The sequence below is a fragment of the Pseudomonas sp. S2_A02 genome (assembly GCF_054668495.1).
In genome coordinates, this window is record NZ_CP162776.1 from 5,534,133 (window position 1) to 5,550,915 (window position 16,783).

Sequence of the window (16,783 nt, forward strand, 5' to 3'; positions counted from 1 at the left end):
CCGTACTCGCCACGGCACTGCTAAGCTGAATCAATCTCCGCCATGTTGGCATTAAAGGAGGTCACTATGATTCATTCGATGCTGTATGCCACCGACCTCGGTCTGTATGCACCTTTTGTGATGCAGCATGCGTTGGCACTGGCTCGAACATTCAATGCCGACTTGTATGTGGTGCATGCGGTTGAGCCGATGGGGTTGTTCGCCGAATCGGTGCTTCAGAGTTACCTCGATGAGCAGGCCTTGAACGAGTTTCACAGTCAGGGCCTGAATAACGTGATTGCCAATATCGAGCAACGGGTGCTCGACAGCTTTCGCGAGGAACTGGGGGATGAGGGGGAGCAGGATCTGGAACGGATTCGGGCTGTGCGGGTGCTGCAGGGTGATCCGTCGGAAGTGATTCTCGACCAGGCGCAGAAACTCTCCGTCGATTTGCTGATCGTAGGGAGTCACAGTCATGGCGCTGGCGCGGAAACGCCATTGGGCAGGACCGCTGCGCGCGTGTTGCAACTGTCCAGGGTGCCGGTCTATCTGGTGCCACTGATGGAGCGTCGCCGCAAAGGGGATCGCTAGGACCCGAATAATGGCATTTTGATAAAAAGTTCTAGATTTATTAATCAAACCATTAATATAGTTATATACCGTCGCTGATGCCCGTGGCGTCTACCTGCTTTGAGGGATTCATATGAAGCTTCAACAATTGCGCTACATCTGGGAAGTGGCGCACCACGACCTCAACGTTTCAGCTACAGCCCAAAGCCTCTACACCTCGCAACCGGGCATCAGCAAACAGATCCGTCTGCTGGAAGACGAATTGGGGGTCGAGGTTTTCGCCCGCAGCGGCAAGCACCTGACCCGGGTTACCCCGGCCGGCGAGCGCATCATCACCACCGCTGGTGAGATCCTGCGCAAAGTTGAAAGCATCAAGCAGATAGCCCAGGAATTCTCCAACGAGAAAAAAGGCACCCTGTCGATCGCCACCACGCACACCCAGGCGCGTTATGCGTTGCCACCGGTGATCAGCAATTTCATCAAGCAATACCCGGACGTTGCCCTGCACATGCACCAGGGTTCGCCGATGCAGATCGCCGAGATGGCCGCTGACGGCACCGTCGATTTCGCCATCGCCACCGAAGCGCTGGAGCTGTTCGGTGACCTGGTGATGATGCCGTGCTACCGCTGGAACCGCTGCGTGGTCGTGCCTCAGGGGCACCCGCTGACCAAGCTGTCGAAGCTGACCCTCGAAGCCCTGGCCGAATACCCGATCGTGACGTATGTGTTCGGTTTCACCGGCCGTTCGAAACTCGACGAAGCCTTCAGTCATCGTGGCCTGACACCAAAAGTGGTGTTCACCGCGGCCGACGCCGACGTGATCAAGACTTACGTTCGTCTGGGCCTGGGCGTGGGCATCGTGGCGAAAATGGCGGTCGACACCAAGCTTGATAGCGACTTGGTGGTGCTTGATGCCAGCGAGTTGTTCGAATCCAGCATTACCAAAATCGGTTTCCGTCGCGGCACGTTCCTGCGTGGTTTCATGTGCGACTTCATCGAGAAGTTCGCGCCGCACCTGACCCGCGAAGTCATGGCCAAGGCCATTCAGTGCCACAACAAACAGGAACTGGAAGAGCTGTTCGACGGCGTCGAACTGCCGGTGCATTAATCGTCAATCTTCTTGCCTAGACCACCTCGGTAACAGAAAACTGTTGCCGAGCGCCCGCCACCAGAATCTCCACGTCATCCCCTTCGAACTTGCCCAGCAGGCTTTTGCCCAGCGGCGAACGGGGGGTGATGACAGTAATCAGTTGTCCCACCAGATCAATCTTCAGCCCGGCCGCGTCAGGGGCCAGGAACAGCCATTGCTCGCGACCCTTTTCGTCTTCCAGACCCAGCAAGGCACCGACTTCGATACCGCGCTGATCGTCATAAGGTCGCAGAGTCAGGTTCTGGCAAAGGGTCAATGACTGCCTGATTTCTTCCACTCGTCTGGCCTGTCCGGCCGCCAGGTAAGACGCCTCCAGCCCCAACGTGTCGTACTTGTTTTCGGCTATGTTTTCTTCGTGGGTCGCGGTTTCGTAAGCGGTTTGCGCGGCCCGCTCGGCGATGTCGAGATCGATCCGCAGCTTGTCGATAATCAGTTGGTGGACGGTCGGCTTGTGCATAGAGAGCTTCATGATCAATCGCAAAATTGCAGGACGTTGGCGCGGCTTTTTTCGCTCGGCGCAGTTTGATTTTGCTGCAGCCAGAACTGGCATTTTGGATTGGACAGATTGTGTTTGCTGCTTCTGGCCTGTTCCACCATTTGCTGCTGTTCATTCCTGCGCAGATGGTCCTCGTACTGTTCGAACATCGGGTTCTGCGGGGCCGGTTGCTCAATCACCGGTGGCTTGGCCAGTTGCTCCACCGCTTGGGCCAAGGGCGCCAATTGCTCGTTGAACAACAGGCGCCAGGCGAGCCAGCAAGTCAGTGCAATCGCGATGAATCCCAGCCACAAACCGAGGGCAATGCTGCCGGTCAGTTGAAGCGCATTAAACTGAATCGGCAAGGGACGGCGCGGGTTGGGGCGGTAGGGCATTACTGCCTCCTGGCGGGTAGTCGCGGGCAAGTGGCGATTGTCGCATGAAGATTAATCGCCGTCGGCTCTTCTGCACGGGGTAATTTATGCGGACAATCGGCGCCTTTGCCAACGGGAGCCTGGAATGCCTGAAATGAAAACCCGCTGGGATATTTTTTGCACCGTGGTCGATAACTTCGGCGACATCGGTGTGACCTGGCGCCTGGCCCGACAACTGGTGGCCGAACATGCCGTGACGGTGCGCTTGTGGGTCGACGACCTGCGGGCCTTCGAGCGTTTGTGTCCGCAAATCGATATCAACGCTGCGCAGCAGTGGCAACAGGGCGTCGAGGTGCGACAGTGGTCGGCCGATTGGCAGCTCACCGAAGCCGCTGATGTCGTCATCGCCGCATTCGCCTGCCAGTTGCCAAGTGCTTATATGGAGGCCATGGCCGAACGGGAAAAACCGCCGCTGTGGATGAACCTCGATTATCTGAGTGCCGAAGACTGGGTCGTTGGCTGTCACGGCTTGCCATCGGTGAAGTACAAGAATGTGCAGAAGTTCTTTTTCTTCCCGGGCTTTCGCAAGGGCACCGGCGGCTTGCTGCGTGAAAGCGGATTGCTGGAGCGGCGTCGGCAGTTTCAGCAAAGTCCGCAAGCTCAGCGAGAATTCCTGCAAGGCCTGGGAATTGATCGCGCGCCGAATGCACAACTGATCTCGCTGTTTGCCTACGAAAATACCGGGCTGGCCAGTTGGCTCGACACGATGGCGGCCGATTCGACGCCGACTCATCTGCTGGTACCCGAAGGCCGGATTCTCGGCGACGTCGCACGCTGGCTCGGGGTGGATGGGCTGAAGGCCGGGGCGGTGCATGTGCGCGATGCCTTGACCGTGCAAGTGCTGCCATTCGTCCGACAGGATCAATATGACCTGCTGCTGTGGAGCTGCGATTTCAACGCTGTGCGCGGCGAAGACTCCTTTGTCCGCGCTCAATGGGCGGGACGTCCGCTGCTCTGGCACATCTATCGGCAGGACGAAGATATCCATCTGGATAAGCTCGATGCCTTCCTGACCCTGTACACCCAAGGCCTGTCCGCGCCTGCCCGCGAGGCGATCAGCGGTCTATGGCGGGCATGGAATGCAGGTGAGACAATGACGGATCACTGGAAATCAACCCGCAAACATTGGCCTGAACTGGAAAAACATGCCGAGACATGGTGTCTGGAACAAGCCTTGCAGGCAGATCTTGCCGCAGCGCTGGTACAGTTTTACCTAAATTGGATATGATACGCGGCCTAGATTTTTGTAAATCCCATCCAAATTCGGATATTCGCAATGAAAACTGGTAAAGAACTGAAACCCGGGATGGTGATCCGTCTCGAAAACGATCCTTGGCTGGTTCAGAAAGCTGAATTCACCAAGTCGGGTCGTAACAGCGCGATCATGAAGACCAAGCTGAAAAACCTGCTGACCGGTTACAAGACCGAGATCGTTTACAGCGCCGACGACAAACTGGACGACGTAATCCTCGACCGTAAAGAAGCGACCCTGTCCTTCATCAGCGGCGACTCCTACACGTTCATGGACACCACTGACTACACCATGTACGAGCTGAACGCTGAAGACATCGAAGCCGTTCTGCCTTTCGTTGAAGAAGGCATGACCGATGTTTGCGAAGCGATCTTCTTCGAAGAGCGTCTGGTTTCCGTAGAACTGCCGACCACTATCGTGCGTCAGGTTGACTACACCGAAGGTTCCGCTCGCGGTGACACTTCCGGCAAGGTGATGAAGCCTGCCAAACTGAAGAACGGTACCGAGCTGTCGGTTGCTGACTTCATCGAAATCGGCGATATGATCGAGATCGATACCCGCGAAGGCGGTTCCTACAAAGGCCGTGCTAAATAAGCACAGCTTCAGGAATGAAAAAGCCCGACCATTGAGTCGGGCTTTTTTGTGGCCGATGCCCAATCCTGTAGGAGCGAGGCTTGCCCGCGAAGGCGTCGTGTCAGTCGACAACAATGTTGAATGACAAATCGCTTTCGCGGGCAAGCCTCGCTCCTACAGGGGACGGCGTTATTTCTTCAGGTGTTGCTTGAGCTCTTCAGAGGCTTGCAGCATCGCCGAGCGCACCGCGGGCACCTGGCTCACTACGTTGAGCAAACCATAGTCGTGGATCATGCCGTTGTAGCGAACTGCCGTGACCGGTACACCCGCCTCGTCGAGTTTGCGGGCGTAGGCTTCACCCTCATCGCGCAGGACATCGGCACCGGCCGTCTGCACCAGAGCAGGTGGCAAGCCCTTGAGTTGCGCGGTGGTCGCCCGCAGCGGTGAGGCGTAGATCTCGTTCCGTTGTTTGGCGTCGGTGGTGTAGTTGTCCCAGAACCACTTCATCATGTTTTTGGTGAGGAAGTGCCCCTCGGCGAACTGGTTGTAAGACGCCGTCTCGAAGCTGGCATCCGTCACCGGCCACAACAACACCTGGAATTTGATCGCCGGCGTGCCTTTGTCTTTGGCCATCAGCGCAACCACGGCTGCCATGTTGCCTCCGACGCTGTTGCCGGCCACGGCCAGACGTTTGCCGTCGACGTTGATCTCTTTACCGTGCTCGGCCACCCACTTCGTCGCGGCGTAGGCCTGGTTGATCGCCACCGGGTAATGCGCTTCCGGCGACGGGGTGTAATTGACGAACACCGCCGCCGCGCCCGAACCCGTTACCAAGTCGCGAACCAGTCGTTCGTGGGTCGGGAAGTCCCCCAGCACCCAGCCACCGCCATGGAAGAACATGAACACCGGCAGCTCGCCCTTGACCCCGGCCGGCCGAACGATAGTCAGGCTGATCGGTTGGCCGTCGACCTGGATGGTCTTCTCGCTGACATCGGCTCTGGGCAGAGTCAGTTTCACCCCGGCCTGCGCGCCCACCAACACCGCGCGGGCTTCGGCAGGGGTGAGCTGTTCCATCGGTTTGCCGGTGCCGGCACTCAGTACATCGAGGAACGCCTGGGTGTTGTGTTCAACCCCATTGCCTGCGAATGCACTGTTGATGGACAGGGCCAGAAGAGTACCGGTCAAGACTTTGCTGAAAGTGTTCATATTCATTTCCTGTTCGACCTTGGAGTCAGCGGTTAGACGGTAACGTGCAGGCGTACATCGACGTTGCCACGGGTGGCGTTGGAGTACGGGCAAACCTGGTGGGCAGCTTCGACCAGGCTTTGCGCATCGGCTTGCTCAAGACTCGGCAGGCTGATGTGCAGATCGATGTCCAGACCGAAACCGCCAGGGATCTGGCCGATGCCGACATGGGCGGTAATCGATGCGTCGTCCGGGATTTTGCGTTTGGTCTGGCTGGCGACGAATTTCAGTGCGCCAATGAAACAGGCGGAGTAGCCGGCTGCGAACAGTTGTTCAGGGTTGGTTGCCGCACCGCCGGCACCGCCGAGTTCTTTAGGCGTGGCGAGTTTGACGTCGAGCACGTTGTCGCTGGAGATCGCACGACCGTCACGGCCGCCGGTGGAGGTTGCGATTGCGGTGTAGAGAGTTTGCATGGTGTGAGCCTCATTCGAATTTGGATGTTTTTGCGCTAAATGTTTGCGCGCTAAGTAAGTGCGAGGTGAATGTAGCTCGCAAATATTTAGCGTGCAAGATAAATTTTCGAAAAAATGAGTTTCGGGTCGTAGGTCCAACAGTTCGATTGGGAAGGAGAAGCTTGAGATAGAGGCTTTCGTGCGAGGTTTTTACGAGGTAAATTATTTTGCGGCGGGGAGGACCCTTCGCGGGCAAGCCTCGCTCCTACAGGTTTTCGGTCGATACATAATTTGTAAACGACACAAAACCTGTAGGAGCGAGGCTTGCCCGCGAAGAACGATAACGCGGTCTAAAGGCTATCTTGCAGATGACTACGCAGCGCTTGAAGATCCGCTTGCAGCTTCTTCAACTGTTCCAGCGTTTGTCCGCTGGCGCCGAGGATGCACTGGGGAATGCCCCGTGCCTTGTCTCGTAGCGCACGACCTTGCTCGGTCAGTTCGACAATCACCACTCGCTCGTCTTCACGGCTGCGGGTGCGGCTCAGCAGGCCTTCGGCTTCCAGACGCTTGAGCAACGGGGTGAGGGAACCGGGATCGGTCAGCAGTCGGGTGCTGATTTCGCCGACCGTCAGCCCATCCTTTTCCCACAACACCATCATCGCCAGGTACTGCGGATAGGTCAGGCCCAGCGCTTGCAGCAGCGGCTTGTAGACTTTGGTCATCAGCAGCGAGGTGGAATGCAGGGCGAAGCAGACCTGATTGTCCAGCAGCAGGTCGTCGCAGTTATCCGGGTTATTGCGCTCGGTGTTCATTTCAAAGCCTTGATCAGTGATCGTCATGAATCTAGCGGGCGAATCTTTAATGCGCCAGATAATTCTGGACTAGTGGCGGTCCAGGTTGGTTTGCAGCGCCAGATCCCAGGGCGGGATGGGGCTGAAACGGGTCTTCAGGTATTCCAGCAACAAGCGGCTGCGCGAACTGGGTTGCTGCTCCAGGCGCAACGCGTAAATGCCGGTGCTTTCCGGTTTTGGTAACCCATTCTCGCAAAACAGCGGCAGCAGTTCACCGCGTAATAAGTATTCGCTGGCCAGCCAGGTCGGCAAGTGCGCGATGCCCAATCCGGCCAGTGCGCCGCACACCAGCGCCTCGGCATTGTTGGCGCTCATGCGGATTCGCGCTGGTCGGTGCAAGTGCATCTGCCCCTCCCGTTCGAAGCGCCAGGCGAACGGCGGAGCCAGGCCCTCCCAGTCGAGGCCATCGTGGTCGACCAACTGCGCAGGGTCGGTCGGCACGCCACGGCGTTGCAGGTAATCGGGGCTGGCGCAGGCGATGCGCACCATGCTCGCCAGTGGCGTCGCCACCAGCCGGGTGTCGGCCATCTGCCCGGCACGTAGCACCAGATCGACTTTGCCCAGGTTCGAGCCCTGCATATCGACAAAGCTGTCGATCAGGTGCAGTTGCACGTCAAGGCCGGGGTAAAGCGTCAGGAAATCGGCAATCACCGGCGCCAAGTGTCGGCGTCCGAACGCTGCCGGCGCATCCACTCGAATCAGGCCTTCCGGCGCACTGCTCAGGGACACCGCTTCCGCCCGGGCCAGGCGCAGTTCAGCGACGATCCGCCGCGCACGCTCGGCAAAAGCCATCCCGGCCGGGGTAGCGCGCACGGCATGTGTGCTGCGAATGAACAACTGGCTGCCGACCGCGTTTTCCAGGCTATCAATGCGTCGTGCCACCGCCGATGGCGTCAGTGGATGACGACGGGAGGCGGCGGAAAAACTGCCGCTTTCCAGCACATCGAGAAACAGGCCAAGTTGTTCGGTCAATTGATTGGGGTTCATGGTTCGTCGGCGCTTGTGCGAAGTTGGCACAGCCATTGTGCGTTGCTGTGCGTTTCCCCGCCAGAGCCGACTGCGTAGGATGAACAGCCTGACAAAAGGAAATTCGCCTGTGATTGAGTTTTTGATGTATCTGGTTTTTGGCGCGGCCCTGGGAACCCTCGGCGGTCTGTTCGGCATTGGGGGCGGATTGGTCGCGATCCCGCTGCTGGGCGTGTGGTTCGGTCTTGATCAGCAGATTGCCCAAGGCACGGCGCTGGTGATGGTGGTGCCGAACGTGATGCTGGCGCTGTGGCGCTATCACCAGCGCAATCGCATCGAATTGCGGCATGCGCTGCCACTGGCCTCGATGGGATTTTGCTTCGCCTGGATCGGTTCGATCTGGGCGGTGGGTATCGATGCGCAAACCATGCGCTTGGGCTTTGTTGCTTTTCTGATTGCGCTGTCGGCCTACAACCTGATGCGAATGTTCACCACCAATGCACCGGTCTCTTCGCAGATGCGTTATTCCTGGCCGTGGCTGGGTGTGCTCGGCGCGGCTTCCGGGACGATGGGCGGACTATTTGGAGTGGGCGGAGCGGTGGTGGCAACGCCGGTGTTGACCAGCCTGTTTGGTACCACTCAAGTGGTTGCCCAGGGATTGGCGCTGGCGCTGGCGTTGCCGAGTACGGGCGTCACCCTGGCGACTTATGCGGTGCACCATCAGGTGCATTGGGCGATCGGTGTGCCGTTGGCGGTCGGTGGATTGATGAGCATCAGTTGGGGCGTGAGAATTGCCCACGCATTGCCGGAGCGACTTCTGCGCGGGCTGTTCTGCGGTTTTCTGGTGGTCTGTGCGGTAATGCTCGCTTTTAAAGTTTGAAACCTTCCACGATGTGCTCGGCCAGGCATTCGGTGATCGGCGAAGGGTTATTCAGGTTGCGGATCAGCATGATGCTGGCTTCCGGCAACAGCGGCAGGTCTTCGTTGGCACCAAGGATGCGCATGTCCGGTGTGATCAGGCTTTCCAGCTGCGCGGTGATTGCCAGGCCCGCGCTGACCACGGCCATCAACGCCGACAGGCTGGAGCTGTTGTAGGCAATCCGGTAGTCGCGGCCCATGGCGTCCAGGGCATTGCAAGCCCAGAGACGGCAGAAGCAATCACTGTTGAACATCGCCAGCGGCAGCGGCGTTTGTTCATGGGCGCTAAAGCATTGGGCTTCGGCCCAGACAAAACGCTCCTTGCGCAGCAGTTGGCCAATTTCGTTACCCGGCTCGCGGGTGACGATGGACAGGTCCAGATCCTGGCGCTGCAACAGTTGCCGGGTCGATTCGCAATGAACCTCGATCTGGATCAACGGGTAGAACTGTGCAAAGCGCGACAGGATGCCCGGCAGAAAACGCATGACGTAATCATCAGGCGTGCCGATGCGCACCGTGCCGACCATGTGTGGCTCGCGCAGGGTATTGAAGACTTCGCTATGGAGTTTGAGGATGCGCCGCGCATAGCCCAGCAATACCTGGCCTTCGGCGGTCAGCTTGACCTGGCGCCCGTCGCGTTCGAACAGCTGGCGCTGCAGCACGTCTTCTTCCAGGCGTTTCATCTGCATGCTCACCGCCGATTGAGTGCGGTTGACCATTTCACCGGCGCGGGTAAAACCGCCCTGATCGGCGATCGCGACGAAGGTGCGCAGTACATCGGTGTCGATACTGGGGTAAGCGGACATTCATCAATCTCCGAGATGTATGCCATCAGAAACATTCGTTGGATTGATCTTATCGCTGGCGCGAGACTTGAGCTATCCCAAAAGGAGGGCAATACGATGAAAGGTCACAACGAGCAGGTAACGGAACAAAAATTCTCAATCCACGCGGTATCCGATCTGCTGCACAAGTTTAGTCGCTGGTACGAACTTCACCGTGAACGTGAAATGTTGGCGGGCTTGAGCGACGAAGCACTGAAGGATATCGGCGTGAGCCGTGCAGATGTGGAGCATGAGACGGTAAGACCGTTCTGGGATGATCCGATGCATAAATGATGATGCCATCGCTACACAAACCACTTCCGGGTGAGGTAGGTTGCGAGCAGACAAGGAGATGCTCATGCCCGCCACACTGTCTTTTTCCCTCAAACAGGCTCGGCGTCTGGCGCTGGCTGCCCAAGGGTTCAATGGGCGCCAGCCGCCGGCGGCGATCAAAGCGGTTCAGCTCAATCGGCTGATTGAGCGTCTGGGCATTCTGCAAATCGATTCGGTCAATGCGTTGGTGCGTTCGCACTACCTTCCTTTGTTTTCCCGTCTTGGCAATTACTCATCCGACTTGCTCGATCAGGCTGCCTGGAGTCAGGGCCGTCGACGCACGTTATTCGAATACTGGGGCCACGAAGCGTCTTTGTTGCCCTTGTCGATGTACCCCTTGATGCGTTGGCGAATGCAGCGCGCGACCCGCGGCGAAGATATTTACCAGCAACTGGCACGCTTCGGTCTTGAGCAGCAAGCCACGATTCGCCGCGTTTTGGCGTCGGTACAGGAACTTGGTGCGCTGGGGGCGGGTAGTTTGTCGACCCGGCAGGAGCGGGCAGGACCGTGGTGGGACTGGAGCGCGGAAAAGCATGCGCTGGAATGGTTATTTGCCGCTGGCGAAGTGACCGTGGCCGGCCGGCGCGGATTCGAGCGGCTTTATGATTTGCCGGAGCGGGTGATTCCTTCGGCGATTCTCCAGCAGCCCTTGCTTAGCGAAGCCGAGGCTCAGCGCGGTCTGTTGTTGCATGCCACCAATGCGTTGGGCGTGGCGACGGAAAAAGACCTGCGGGATTATTTTCGCCTGAGCCCTGCCGATAGCCGACCGCGTCTGGCGGAGCTGGTCGAGGCGGGTGATCTGCTGCTCTGTGAAGTTGAAGGCTGGCGGCAACCGGCCTATTGCCTGGCAGAGCCGAAAGTACCGCGCAAGGTCGAGGCCAGTGCGCTGCTTTCACCGTTCGATTCGCTGATCTGGGAACGCAGCCGCACCGAGCGATTGTTCGATTTCCGTTATCGGTTGGAGATTTATACGCCACAGCACAAGCGCATCTACGGCTATTACGTATTGCCGTTTTTGCACAATGAGCGGATTGCTGCGCGGGTCGACTTGCGTGCCGAGCGAGCGTTGGGCCGGTTGGCGGTGCATGCCGTGCATGAGGAAGAGCCGGGGCTGGATGAGGCTGGGATGCTGGCGTTGGCGGTCAATTTGCGGCAGATGGCGGATTGGTTGGGGCTGGCGCAGATTCAATTGAATTGCCCGCGGGCGAGTGCGGCGCGGTTGCGGGTGGCATTGGCTCAATTGAGTGTTGTTTGAGCTGGCGCCTTCGCGAGCAAGCCCGCTCCCACATTTGGAATGCAGTCAACTGTGGGAGCGGGCTTGCTCGCGAAAGCGGTGTATCAGGCAACCAAAGACTTACTGACTCACCGCCGAACCTGCTTCAGGGTTTCGGCAATCAAAAACGCCAGTTCCAGCGACTGATCGGCATTCATCCGTGGGTCGCAGTGGGTGTGGTAACGGTCCGACAAGCCATCCTCGGTAATCGGCCGCGCGCCGCCGATGCATTCGGTGACGTTCTGTCCGGTCATTTCGATGTGGATGCCGCCGGCATAACTGCCTTCCGCCTCGTGAACCTGGAAGAATTGCTTCACCTCGCCAAGGATCTGCGCGAAGTCGCGGGTCTTGTAGCCGCTGCTGGCCTTGATGGTGTTGCCGTGCATTGGGTCGGAGCTCCAAAGCACCTGCTTGCCTTCGCGCTGCACCGCGCGGATCAGCTGCGGCAGGTGATCGCCGACCTTGTTCGCGCCCATCCGCGCGATCAGGTTCAGGCGACCCGGATCGTTGTCCGGGTTGAGCACATCGATCAGGCGAATCAGGTCTTCAGGGTTCATGCTCGGGCCGACCTTGACGCCGATCGGGTTGTGCACCCCGCGCAGGAATTCGACATGCGCGCCGTCCAGTTGACGGGTACGGTCGCCGATCCACAGCATGTGGGCCGAGCAGTCGTAGTAGTCGTTGGTCAGGCTGTCGCGACGCACGAAAGCTTCTTCGTAGTTCAGCAGCAGCGCTTCGTGGGCGGTGAAAAAACTGGTTTCGCGCAATTGCGGTGAACTGTCCATGCCGCAGGCGCGCATGAAGGCCAGGGTTTCATCGATGCGATCGGCCAGATGGCTGTACTTCTCGGCCAGCGCCGAGTTGGCGATGAAGTCCAGGTTCCACTTGTGCACCTGATGCAGGTCGGCAAAACCGCCTTGGGCAAAGGCGCGCAGCAGGTTCAGGGTTGCAGTGGACTGGTGGTAAGACTGCAGCAGACGATCCGGATCCGGTACGCGGCTTTTTTCGTCGAAACCGATGCCGTTGACGATATCGCCACGGTAGGCCGGCAGCGTTACGCCGTTGATGGTTTCATCGTTGGCCGAGCGAGGCTTGGCGAACTGGCCGGCCATGCGTCCGACTTTGACCACCGGGCAACCGGCGGCAAAGGTCATGACGATCGCCATTTGCAGCAGCACTTTAAACGTGTCGCGAATTTTCGCGGCGGAGAATTCGGCAAAGCTTTCGGCGCAGTCGCCGCCCTGCAACAGAAATGCCCGGCCCTGGGTCACTTCGGCAAACTGACGACGCAACTCCCGGGCTTCACCGGCAAACACCAGTGGCGGATAGCTCGCCAAAGTTTGCTCGACGTGCAGCAAATGCGCCGCGTCGGGGTATTGGGGTTGTTGCTGGATCGGCAGGGCGCGCCAGCTGTCAGGGCTCCAGGGTTGGCTCATTGCAGTCTCTAGTGTTTTACGCTCGGACGGTTATGTTATCAGCAATTAGTGCGTGACCTGTTCCCGTCGCTTCGCGGACAATCGCTCCTTTGCCGCCACCCACGCGGTCTTATTGCGCTGCTATTTACTGCATGCAGGCCCGGTAACGATCAGGAGACGAAATGACTGAGGAGCGCGTCGAGCATCTGCTCGCCGAGGTACAGGATGAATTCGGCGTGATTCGCGTGCTGGAAGTGGCTGATTACCGTTTTCTGGAGTTCGGTGATGCCATCGAACAGAGCTGCGTGTTCACCGCTGACCCGAGCTGGCTCGAGTACGATTACACCCGGGCGATGTTGATTGGTGCGCTGTGCCACGAACAGCCGGAAAGCGCGCTGTTCCTAGGGCTCGGCGCCGGCACTCTGACCCAGGCTTGCCTCAAGTTCCTGCCGTTGGAAGATGTCGAAGCCATCGAGCTGCGTCCGGATGTACCGCGCCTGGCCATCGAATACCTTGGGCTCGATGATGATCCGCGGCTGTACATTCGCGTCGGCGATGCCCTGGAGTTGCTCGATACGGCTGAACCGGCTGATCTGATTTTCGTCGACCTCTATACCGATGTCGGGCCGGGTGTCGGGCATCTGGCCTGGAGTTTTCTGGAGAACTGTCAGAAACGGTTGAATCCGGGTGGCTGGCTGGTGATCAACCAGTGGGCCACCGACGATGGTCGACCGTTGGGGGCGGCATTGTTGCGCGGCCTCTATCACCGGCATTACTGGGAATTGCCGGTGAAGGAGGGCAACGTGATTCTGATCGTGCCGTCTGAGCTGGATCAGGAACTGGATCTGGATGGGCTGATCGCGCGCGCTGAAGGCCTGGCACCGCGATTGGGGTATTCGTTGCAGTCGTTGATCAAGGCGATTCGGCCGGCGACGTGAAGCGGTGAGGTCATCTGTGGCGAGGGAGCTTGCTCCCGCTTGAGTGCGCAGCACTCACAAAATCTGCATTGATTGCCAAGATTTTTTGGGGCCGCTTCGCAGCCCAACGGGAGCAAGCTCCCTCGCCACAAAAGCCGACGTGTCAGCAGCCTTTGAAAACGCCCGGCCGCTTCTCGACCATCGACCGAACACCCTCCTTGGCATCCTCGCTATTGAGCAATGTCTTCACCAGCGCCGGCAAGGCCTGAGCTGCTGCCATTTCACCCTCATAGCGCGCCTGCCGGGCAGACATCAACGTTGCCTGAACCCCCAGCGGTGCCTGCCGGGCAATCCGCTCAGCCAGTTCAATGGCCCGCGGCAACAAGTCCTCGCTGGCCATGACCTCCTGCACCAACCCCAGATGCAAGGCGTCATGAGCGTCGAATTCATCGCCAGTAAGCAACCAGCGCATCGCATTGCCCCAGCCGGCCACCTGATGCAGGCGCAAGGTGGCGCCACCGAACGGGAAGATCCCGCGCTGCACTTCCTTCTGCGCAAAACGGGTATTGCTGGCGCACAGGTTGATGTCGGCAGCCAGCATCAGCTCGATGCCAACGGTCAGGCAGTAGCCTTGAGCCGCGACAATCACCGGTTTGCTGACCCTGGGGCCTGCGAGCACGCCCCATGGGTCGCAGCCACCGGGCGGTGCCTGCCAGCCTTCGGCCAGGGCCGCGCCGGCGCTGACCAGATCCAGCCCGGCGGTGAAATGCTCACCATGACCGAACACCACCGCGACCCGCGCCTCGCTGTCGGCCTCGAACTCGCCATAGGCCAGACTGAGTTCATTGAGCAGGTCGAGGTCGAAGGCATTGCGTTTGGCCACCCGATCCAGGCCGATCATCAGGACATGACCGTGTCGTTCACGGGTTACACGACTGGGGCTGGGCTGATTCATGGAAGATTTCCTCGGGCGGGAAGGGGTGTCAGACCGAAGGTCTGCGTCACAAGAGTGAACCGTTTTAGCGCCATCGTCAGCAGGGCCGGGCCTTTGCAAAATAGACCGTCGCACGAATATCCGCAAAGCCCGTGACACAACGCTATGCGCCGGTTTTTTCCGATAAAAAAAGCTCCCTTTTCGGGCTAATTCCGGTATAGTGCGCGCCGGCCTTTAACCGGGCCGCGTTTAGGTAGCGCAATTCCCCGAAGTCAGCTTCGGCTGCACGTCCGCACAGCGGACTCTTCCTTGACGAATCTTTTTCATTCATTCGTTTTCGCAAATCCCCGCCGACAAAGCAGCCAGGGCGACTCTTGAGTCTTACACGGCATGCGCAGCTTTGGAGCATGGGTCTTTGCGGATGCACTTAGAGGCAGACCCATGACCCAGGAAACCGGCGGCTTCGCCGCTTTTAATCTTAATCCGAATATTCTTGCAGCCGTCATTGCGACCGGCTACGAAGAGCCTTCGGCTATTCAGCAGCAATCGATCCCGATCATCATGGCCGGCCACGACATGATTGGCCAAGCGCAAACCGGTACGGGTAAAACCGCCGCGTTCGCCCTGCCGATCCTGCACCGCATCGATCCTGCCAAGCGCGAGCCGCAAGCCCTGATCCTGGCGCCAACCCGTGAGTTGGCGCTGCAAGTAGCAACCGCTTTCGAAACCTACGCCAAGCAAATGCCGGGCGTTACCGTTGTGGCCGTTTACGGCGGCGCGCCTATGGGCCCACAACTGAAAGCAATCCGTAATGGCGCACAGATCGTTGTCGCCACGCCGGGCCGTCTGTGCGACCACCTGCGTCGTGACGAAAAAGTTCTGGCTACCGTGAACCACCTGGTTCTCGACGAAGCTGATGAAATGCTCAAACTGGGTTTCATGGACGACCTCGAAGTTATCTTCAAGGCCCTGCCAGCAACCCGTCAGACCGTATTGTTCTCGGCCACCCTGCCGCAGTCGATCCGTGCCATTGCCGAACGCCATCTGCGCGATCCGCAACACGTGAAGATTCAGACCAAGACTCAGACCGTTACCGCGATCGAACAGGCTCACCTGTTGGTTCACGCTGACCAGAAGACCTCGGCTGTATTGAGCCTGCTGGAAGTGGAAGACTTCGACGCCCTGATCATGTTCGTGCGCACCAAGCAAGCGACCCTGGACCTGGCCAGTGCCCTGGAAGCCAAAGGCTACAAAGCCGCTGCGCTGAACGGTGACATTGCTCAGAACCAGCGTGAGCGCGTGATCGAATCCCTCAAGGATGGTCGTCTGGACATCGTTGTGGCGACCGACGTTGCCGCTCGTGGTCTGGACGTTCCGCGCATCACTCACGTGTTCAACGTTGACATGCCGTACGATCCTGAGTCCTACGTTCACCGTATCGGCCGTACCGGCCGTGCCGGTCGCGAAGGTCGTGCGCTGCTGCTGGTGACTCCGCGTGAGCGCCGCATGCTGCAAGTGATCGAGCGTGTAACCGGTCAGAAGGTTGCCGAAGTTCGTCTGCCGGATGCCCAGGCCGTTCTCGATGCCCGCATCAAGAAACTGACCAACAGCCTGTCGCCGCTGGTCGCTGATGCCGAATCGACTCACGGTGATCTGCTGGATCGCCTGACCGCCGACATCGGTTGCACCCCGCGTGCACTGGCCGCTGCTCTGCTGCGCAAGGCAACCAACGCTCAGGCGCTGACCCTGGCCGCAATCGAGAAAGAACGTCCATTGGTGCCGAACAACGCACCGCGTGGCGATCGTCCAGAGCGTTCCGGTGATCGTCCGGACCGTGGTGATCGCGAGCGTCGTGCTCCGGTTCCATTGGCCGAAGGTCGTGCTCGTTGCCGTACCGCGCTGGGTGCGCGTGATGGTATCGCTGCCAAGAACCTGTTGGGCGCGATCCTGAATGAAGGCGGTTTGGCGCGTGAAGCCATCGGTCGCATCCAGGTGCGTGACAGCTTCAGCCTCGTCGAGCTGCCGGAAGATGGTCTGGAGAAACTTCTGACCAAACTGAAGGACACTCGCGTTGCCGGTAAGCAGTTGAAGCTGCGTCGCTACCGCGAAGATTGATCCGCTCTCGAGCTGATTGATCGAACATAAAAAATCCCCGACTGGTTCGGGGATTTTTTTTGCCTGATCGTTCCCACGCTCTGCGTGGGAATGAATCAATGGACGCTCTGCGTCCGCTTCTGGGACGCGGAGCGTCCCGGGCTGCGTTCCCACGCAGAGCGTGGGAA

General features: G+C 58.9%; 18 protein-coding genes. 9 read left to right on the forward strand and 9 right to left on the reverse strand.

What is annotated here, in order from left to right; translation table 11 throughout:
* Positions 1-66 precede the first annotated feature (66 nt).
* Together AB4O41_RS25300 and cysB are read left to right on the forward strand one after the other, a co-directional pair.
* Positions 67-570 (forward strand): universal stress protein, encoded by a 504-nt coding sequence (locus tag AB4O41_RS25300; protein ID WP_460145141.1) that lies wholly within the window; start codon positions 67-69, stop codon positions 568-570.
* A 112-nt stretch (positions 571-682) separates the two neighbouring features.
* On the forward strand, positions 683-1,657 hold the full coding sequence (gene cysB / locus AB4O41_RS25305) for an HTH-type transcriptional regulator CysB (protein WP_007899921.1): 975 nt from the start codon (positions 683-685) through the stop codon (positions 1,655-1,657).
* Between the two features lie 16 nt (positions 1,658-1,673).
* On the opposite strand, the gene AB4O41_RS25310 is transcribed toward cysB, so the two are convergent.
* Positions 1,674-2,156 (reverse strand): GreA/GreB family elongation factor, encoded by a 483-nt coding sequence (locus AB4O41_RS25310; RefSeq protein WP_460145143.1) that lies wholly within the window; start codon positions 2,154-2,156, stop codon positions 1,674-1,676.
* Positions 2,157-2,170: 14 nt separating this feature from the next.
* On the reverse strand, positions 2,171-2,569 hold the full coding sequence (locus AB4O41_RS25315; RefSeq protein ID WP_007899919.1) for a hypothetical protein: 399 nt from the start codon (positions 2,567-2,569) through the stop codon (positions 2,171-2,173).
* Positions 2,570-2,693: 124 nt separating this feature from the next.
* Here AB4O41_RS25315 and earP point away from each other — a divergent pair, with 124 nt between their 5' ends.
* Positions 2,694-3,836: an elongation factor P maturation arginine rhamnosyltransferase EarP gene (gene earP, locus AB4O41_RS25320; RefSeq protein ID WP_460145144.1), complete on the forward strand. Its 1,143-nt coding sequence runs from the start codon at positions 2,694-2,696 to the stop codon at positions 3,834-3,836.
* Between the two features lie 48 nt (positions 3,837-3,884).
* Complete coding sequence (locus tag AB4O41_RS25325) at positions 3,885-4,454, forward strand: elongation factor P (protein ID WP_007899917.1); 570 nt, start codon at positions 3,885-3,887, stop codon at positions 4,452-4,454.
* A gap of 168 nt (positions 4,455-4,622) precedes the next feature.
* On the opposite strand, the gene AB4O41_RS25330 is transcribed toward AB4O41_RS25325, so the two are convergent.
* The 4 genes from AB4O41_RS25330 to AB4O41_RS25345 all read right to left on the reverse strand — a co-directional run bounded on the left by AB4O41_RS25330 (position 4,623) and on the right by AB4O41_RS25345 (position 7,908).
* Positions 4,623-5,639, reverse strand: a complete 1,017-nt coding sequence (locus AB4O41_RS25330; RefSeq protein WP_460145145.1) for an alpha/beta hydrolase — start codon at positions 5,637-5,639, stop codon at positions 4,623-4,625.
* 32 nt (positions 5,640-5,671) lie between these two features.
* Positions 5,672-6,091: an organic hydroperoxide resistance protein gene (locus AB4O41_RS25335; RefSeq protein ID WP_460145146.1), complete on the reverse strand. Its 420-nt coding sequence runs from the start codon at positions 6,089-6,091 to the stop codon at positions 5,672-5,674.
* Positions 6,092-6,420: 329 nt separating this feature from the next.
* Positions 6,421-6,882 carry a MarR family winged helix-turn-helix transcriptional regulator gene (locus AB4O41_RS25340; RefSeq protein ID WP_007899914.1) on the reverse strand — a complete coding sequence of 154 codons (462 nt, stop codon included), beginning with the start codon at positions 6,880-6,882 and terminating at the stop codon, positions 6,421-6,423.
* Positions 6,883-6,951: 69 nt separating this feature from the next.
* Positions 6,952-7,908, reverse strand: a complete 957-nt coding sequence (locus tag AB4O41_RS25345; RefSeq protein WP_460145147.1) for a LysR family transcriptional regulator — start codon at positions 7,906-7,908, stop codon at positions 6,952-6,954.
* 124 nt (positions 7,909-8,032) lie between these two features.
* Here AB4O41_RS25345 and AB4O41_RS25350 point away from each other — a divergent pair, with 124 nt between their 5' ends.
* On the forward strand, positions 8,033-8,767 hold the full coding sequence (locus AB4O41_RS25350) for a sulfite exporter TauE/SafE family protein (RefSeq protein WP_460148418.1): 735 nt from the start codon (positions 8,033-8,035) through the stop codon (positions 8,765-8,767).
* On the opposite strand, the gene AB4O41_RS25355 is transcribed toward AB4O41_RS25350, so the two are convergent.
* On the reverse strand, positions 8,757-9,611 hold the full coding sequence (locus AB4O41_RS25355; protein WP_007899911.1) for a LysR substrate-binding domain-containing protein: 855 nt from the start codon (positions 9,609-9,611) through the stop codon (positions 8,757-8,759). The two genes, AB4O41_RS25350 and AB4O41_RS25355, sit on opposite strands and share 11 nt — an antisense overlap.
* 96 nt (positions 9,612-9,707) lie before the next feature.
* Here AB4O41_RS25355 and AB4O41_RS25360 point away from each other — a divergent pair, with 96 nt between their 5' ends.
* Together AB4O41_RS25360 and AB4O41_RS25365 are read left to right on the forward strand one after the other, a co-directional pair.
* A complete protein-coding gene (locus AB4O41_RS25360) occupies positions 9,708-9,923 on the forward strand; it encodes a DUF1127 domain-containing protein (RefSeq protein WP_460145148.1) in 216 nt (71 codons plus the stop codon).
* Positions 9,924-9,987: 64 nt separating this feature from the next.
* A complete protein-coding gene (locus AB4O41_RS25365) occupies positions 9,988-11,217 on the forward strand; it encodes a winged helix-turn-helix domain-containing protein (protein WP_460145149.1) in 1,230 nt (409 codons plus the stop codon).
* A 107-nt stretch (positions 11,218-11,324) separates the two neighbouring features.
* Here AB4O41_RS25365 and AB4O41_RS25370 read toward each other — a convergent pair whose 3' ends face one another.
* Positions 11,325-12,671, reverse strand: a complete 1,347-nt coding sequence (locus AB4O41_RS25370; protein ID WP_007899909.1) for a class II 3-deoxy-7-phosphoheptulonate synthase — start codon at positions 12,669-12,671, stop codon at positions 11,325-11,327.
* A 161-nt stretch (positions 12,672-12,832) separates the two neighbouring features.
* Between AB4O41_RS25370 and AB4O41_RS25375 the strand changes: the two genes are divergently transcribed.
* Positions 12,833-13,588, forward strand: coding sequence for a spermidine synthase (locus tag AB4O41_RS25375; protein ID WP_460145150.1), 756 nt, complete (start codon positions 12,833-12,835; stop codon positions 13,586-13,588).
* Between the two features lie 142 nt (positions 13,589-13,730).
* On the opposite strand, the gene AB4O41_RS25380 is transcribed toward AB4O41_RS25375, so the two are convergent.
* Positions 13,731-14,522 carry a crotonase/enoyl-CoA hydratase family protein gene (locus AB4O41_RS25380; RefSeq protein WP_460145151.1) on the reverse strand — a complete coding sequence of 264 codons (792 nt, stop codon included), beginning with the start codon at positions 14,520-14,522 and terminating at the stop codon, positions 13,731-13,733.
* 420 nt (positions 14,523-14,942) lie between these two features.
* On the opposite strand from AB4O41_RS25380, the gene AB4O41_RS25385 reads away from it, so the two are divergent.
* Positions 14,943-16,616, forward strand: a complete 1,674-nt coding sequence (locus AB4O41_RS25385; RefSeq protein ID WP_007899905.1) for a DEAD/DEAH box helicase — start codon at positions 14,943-14,945, stop codon at positions 16,614-16,616.
* Positions 16,617-16,783: the final 167 nt, after the last annotated feature.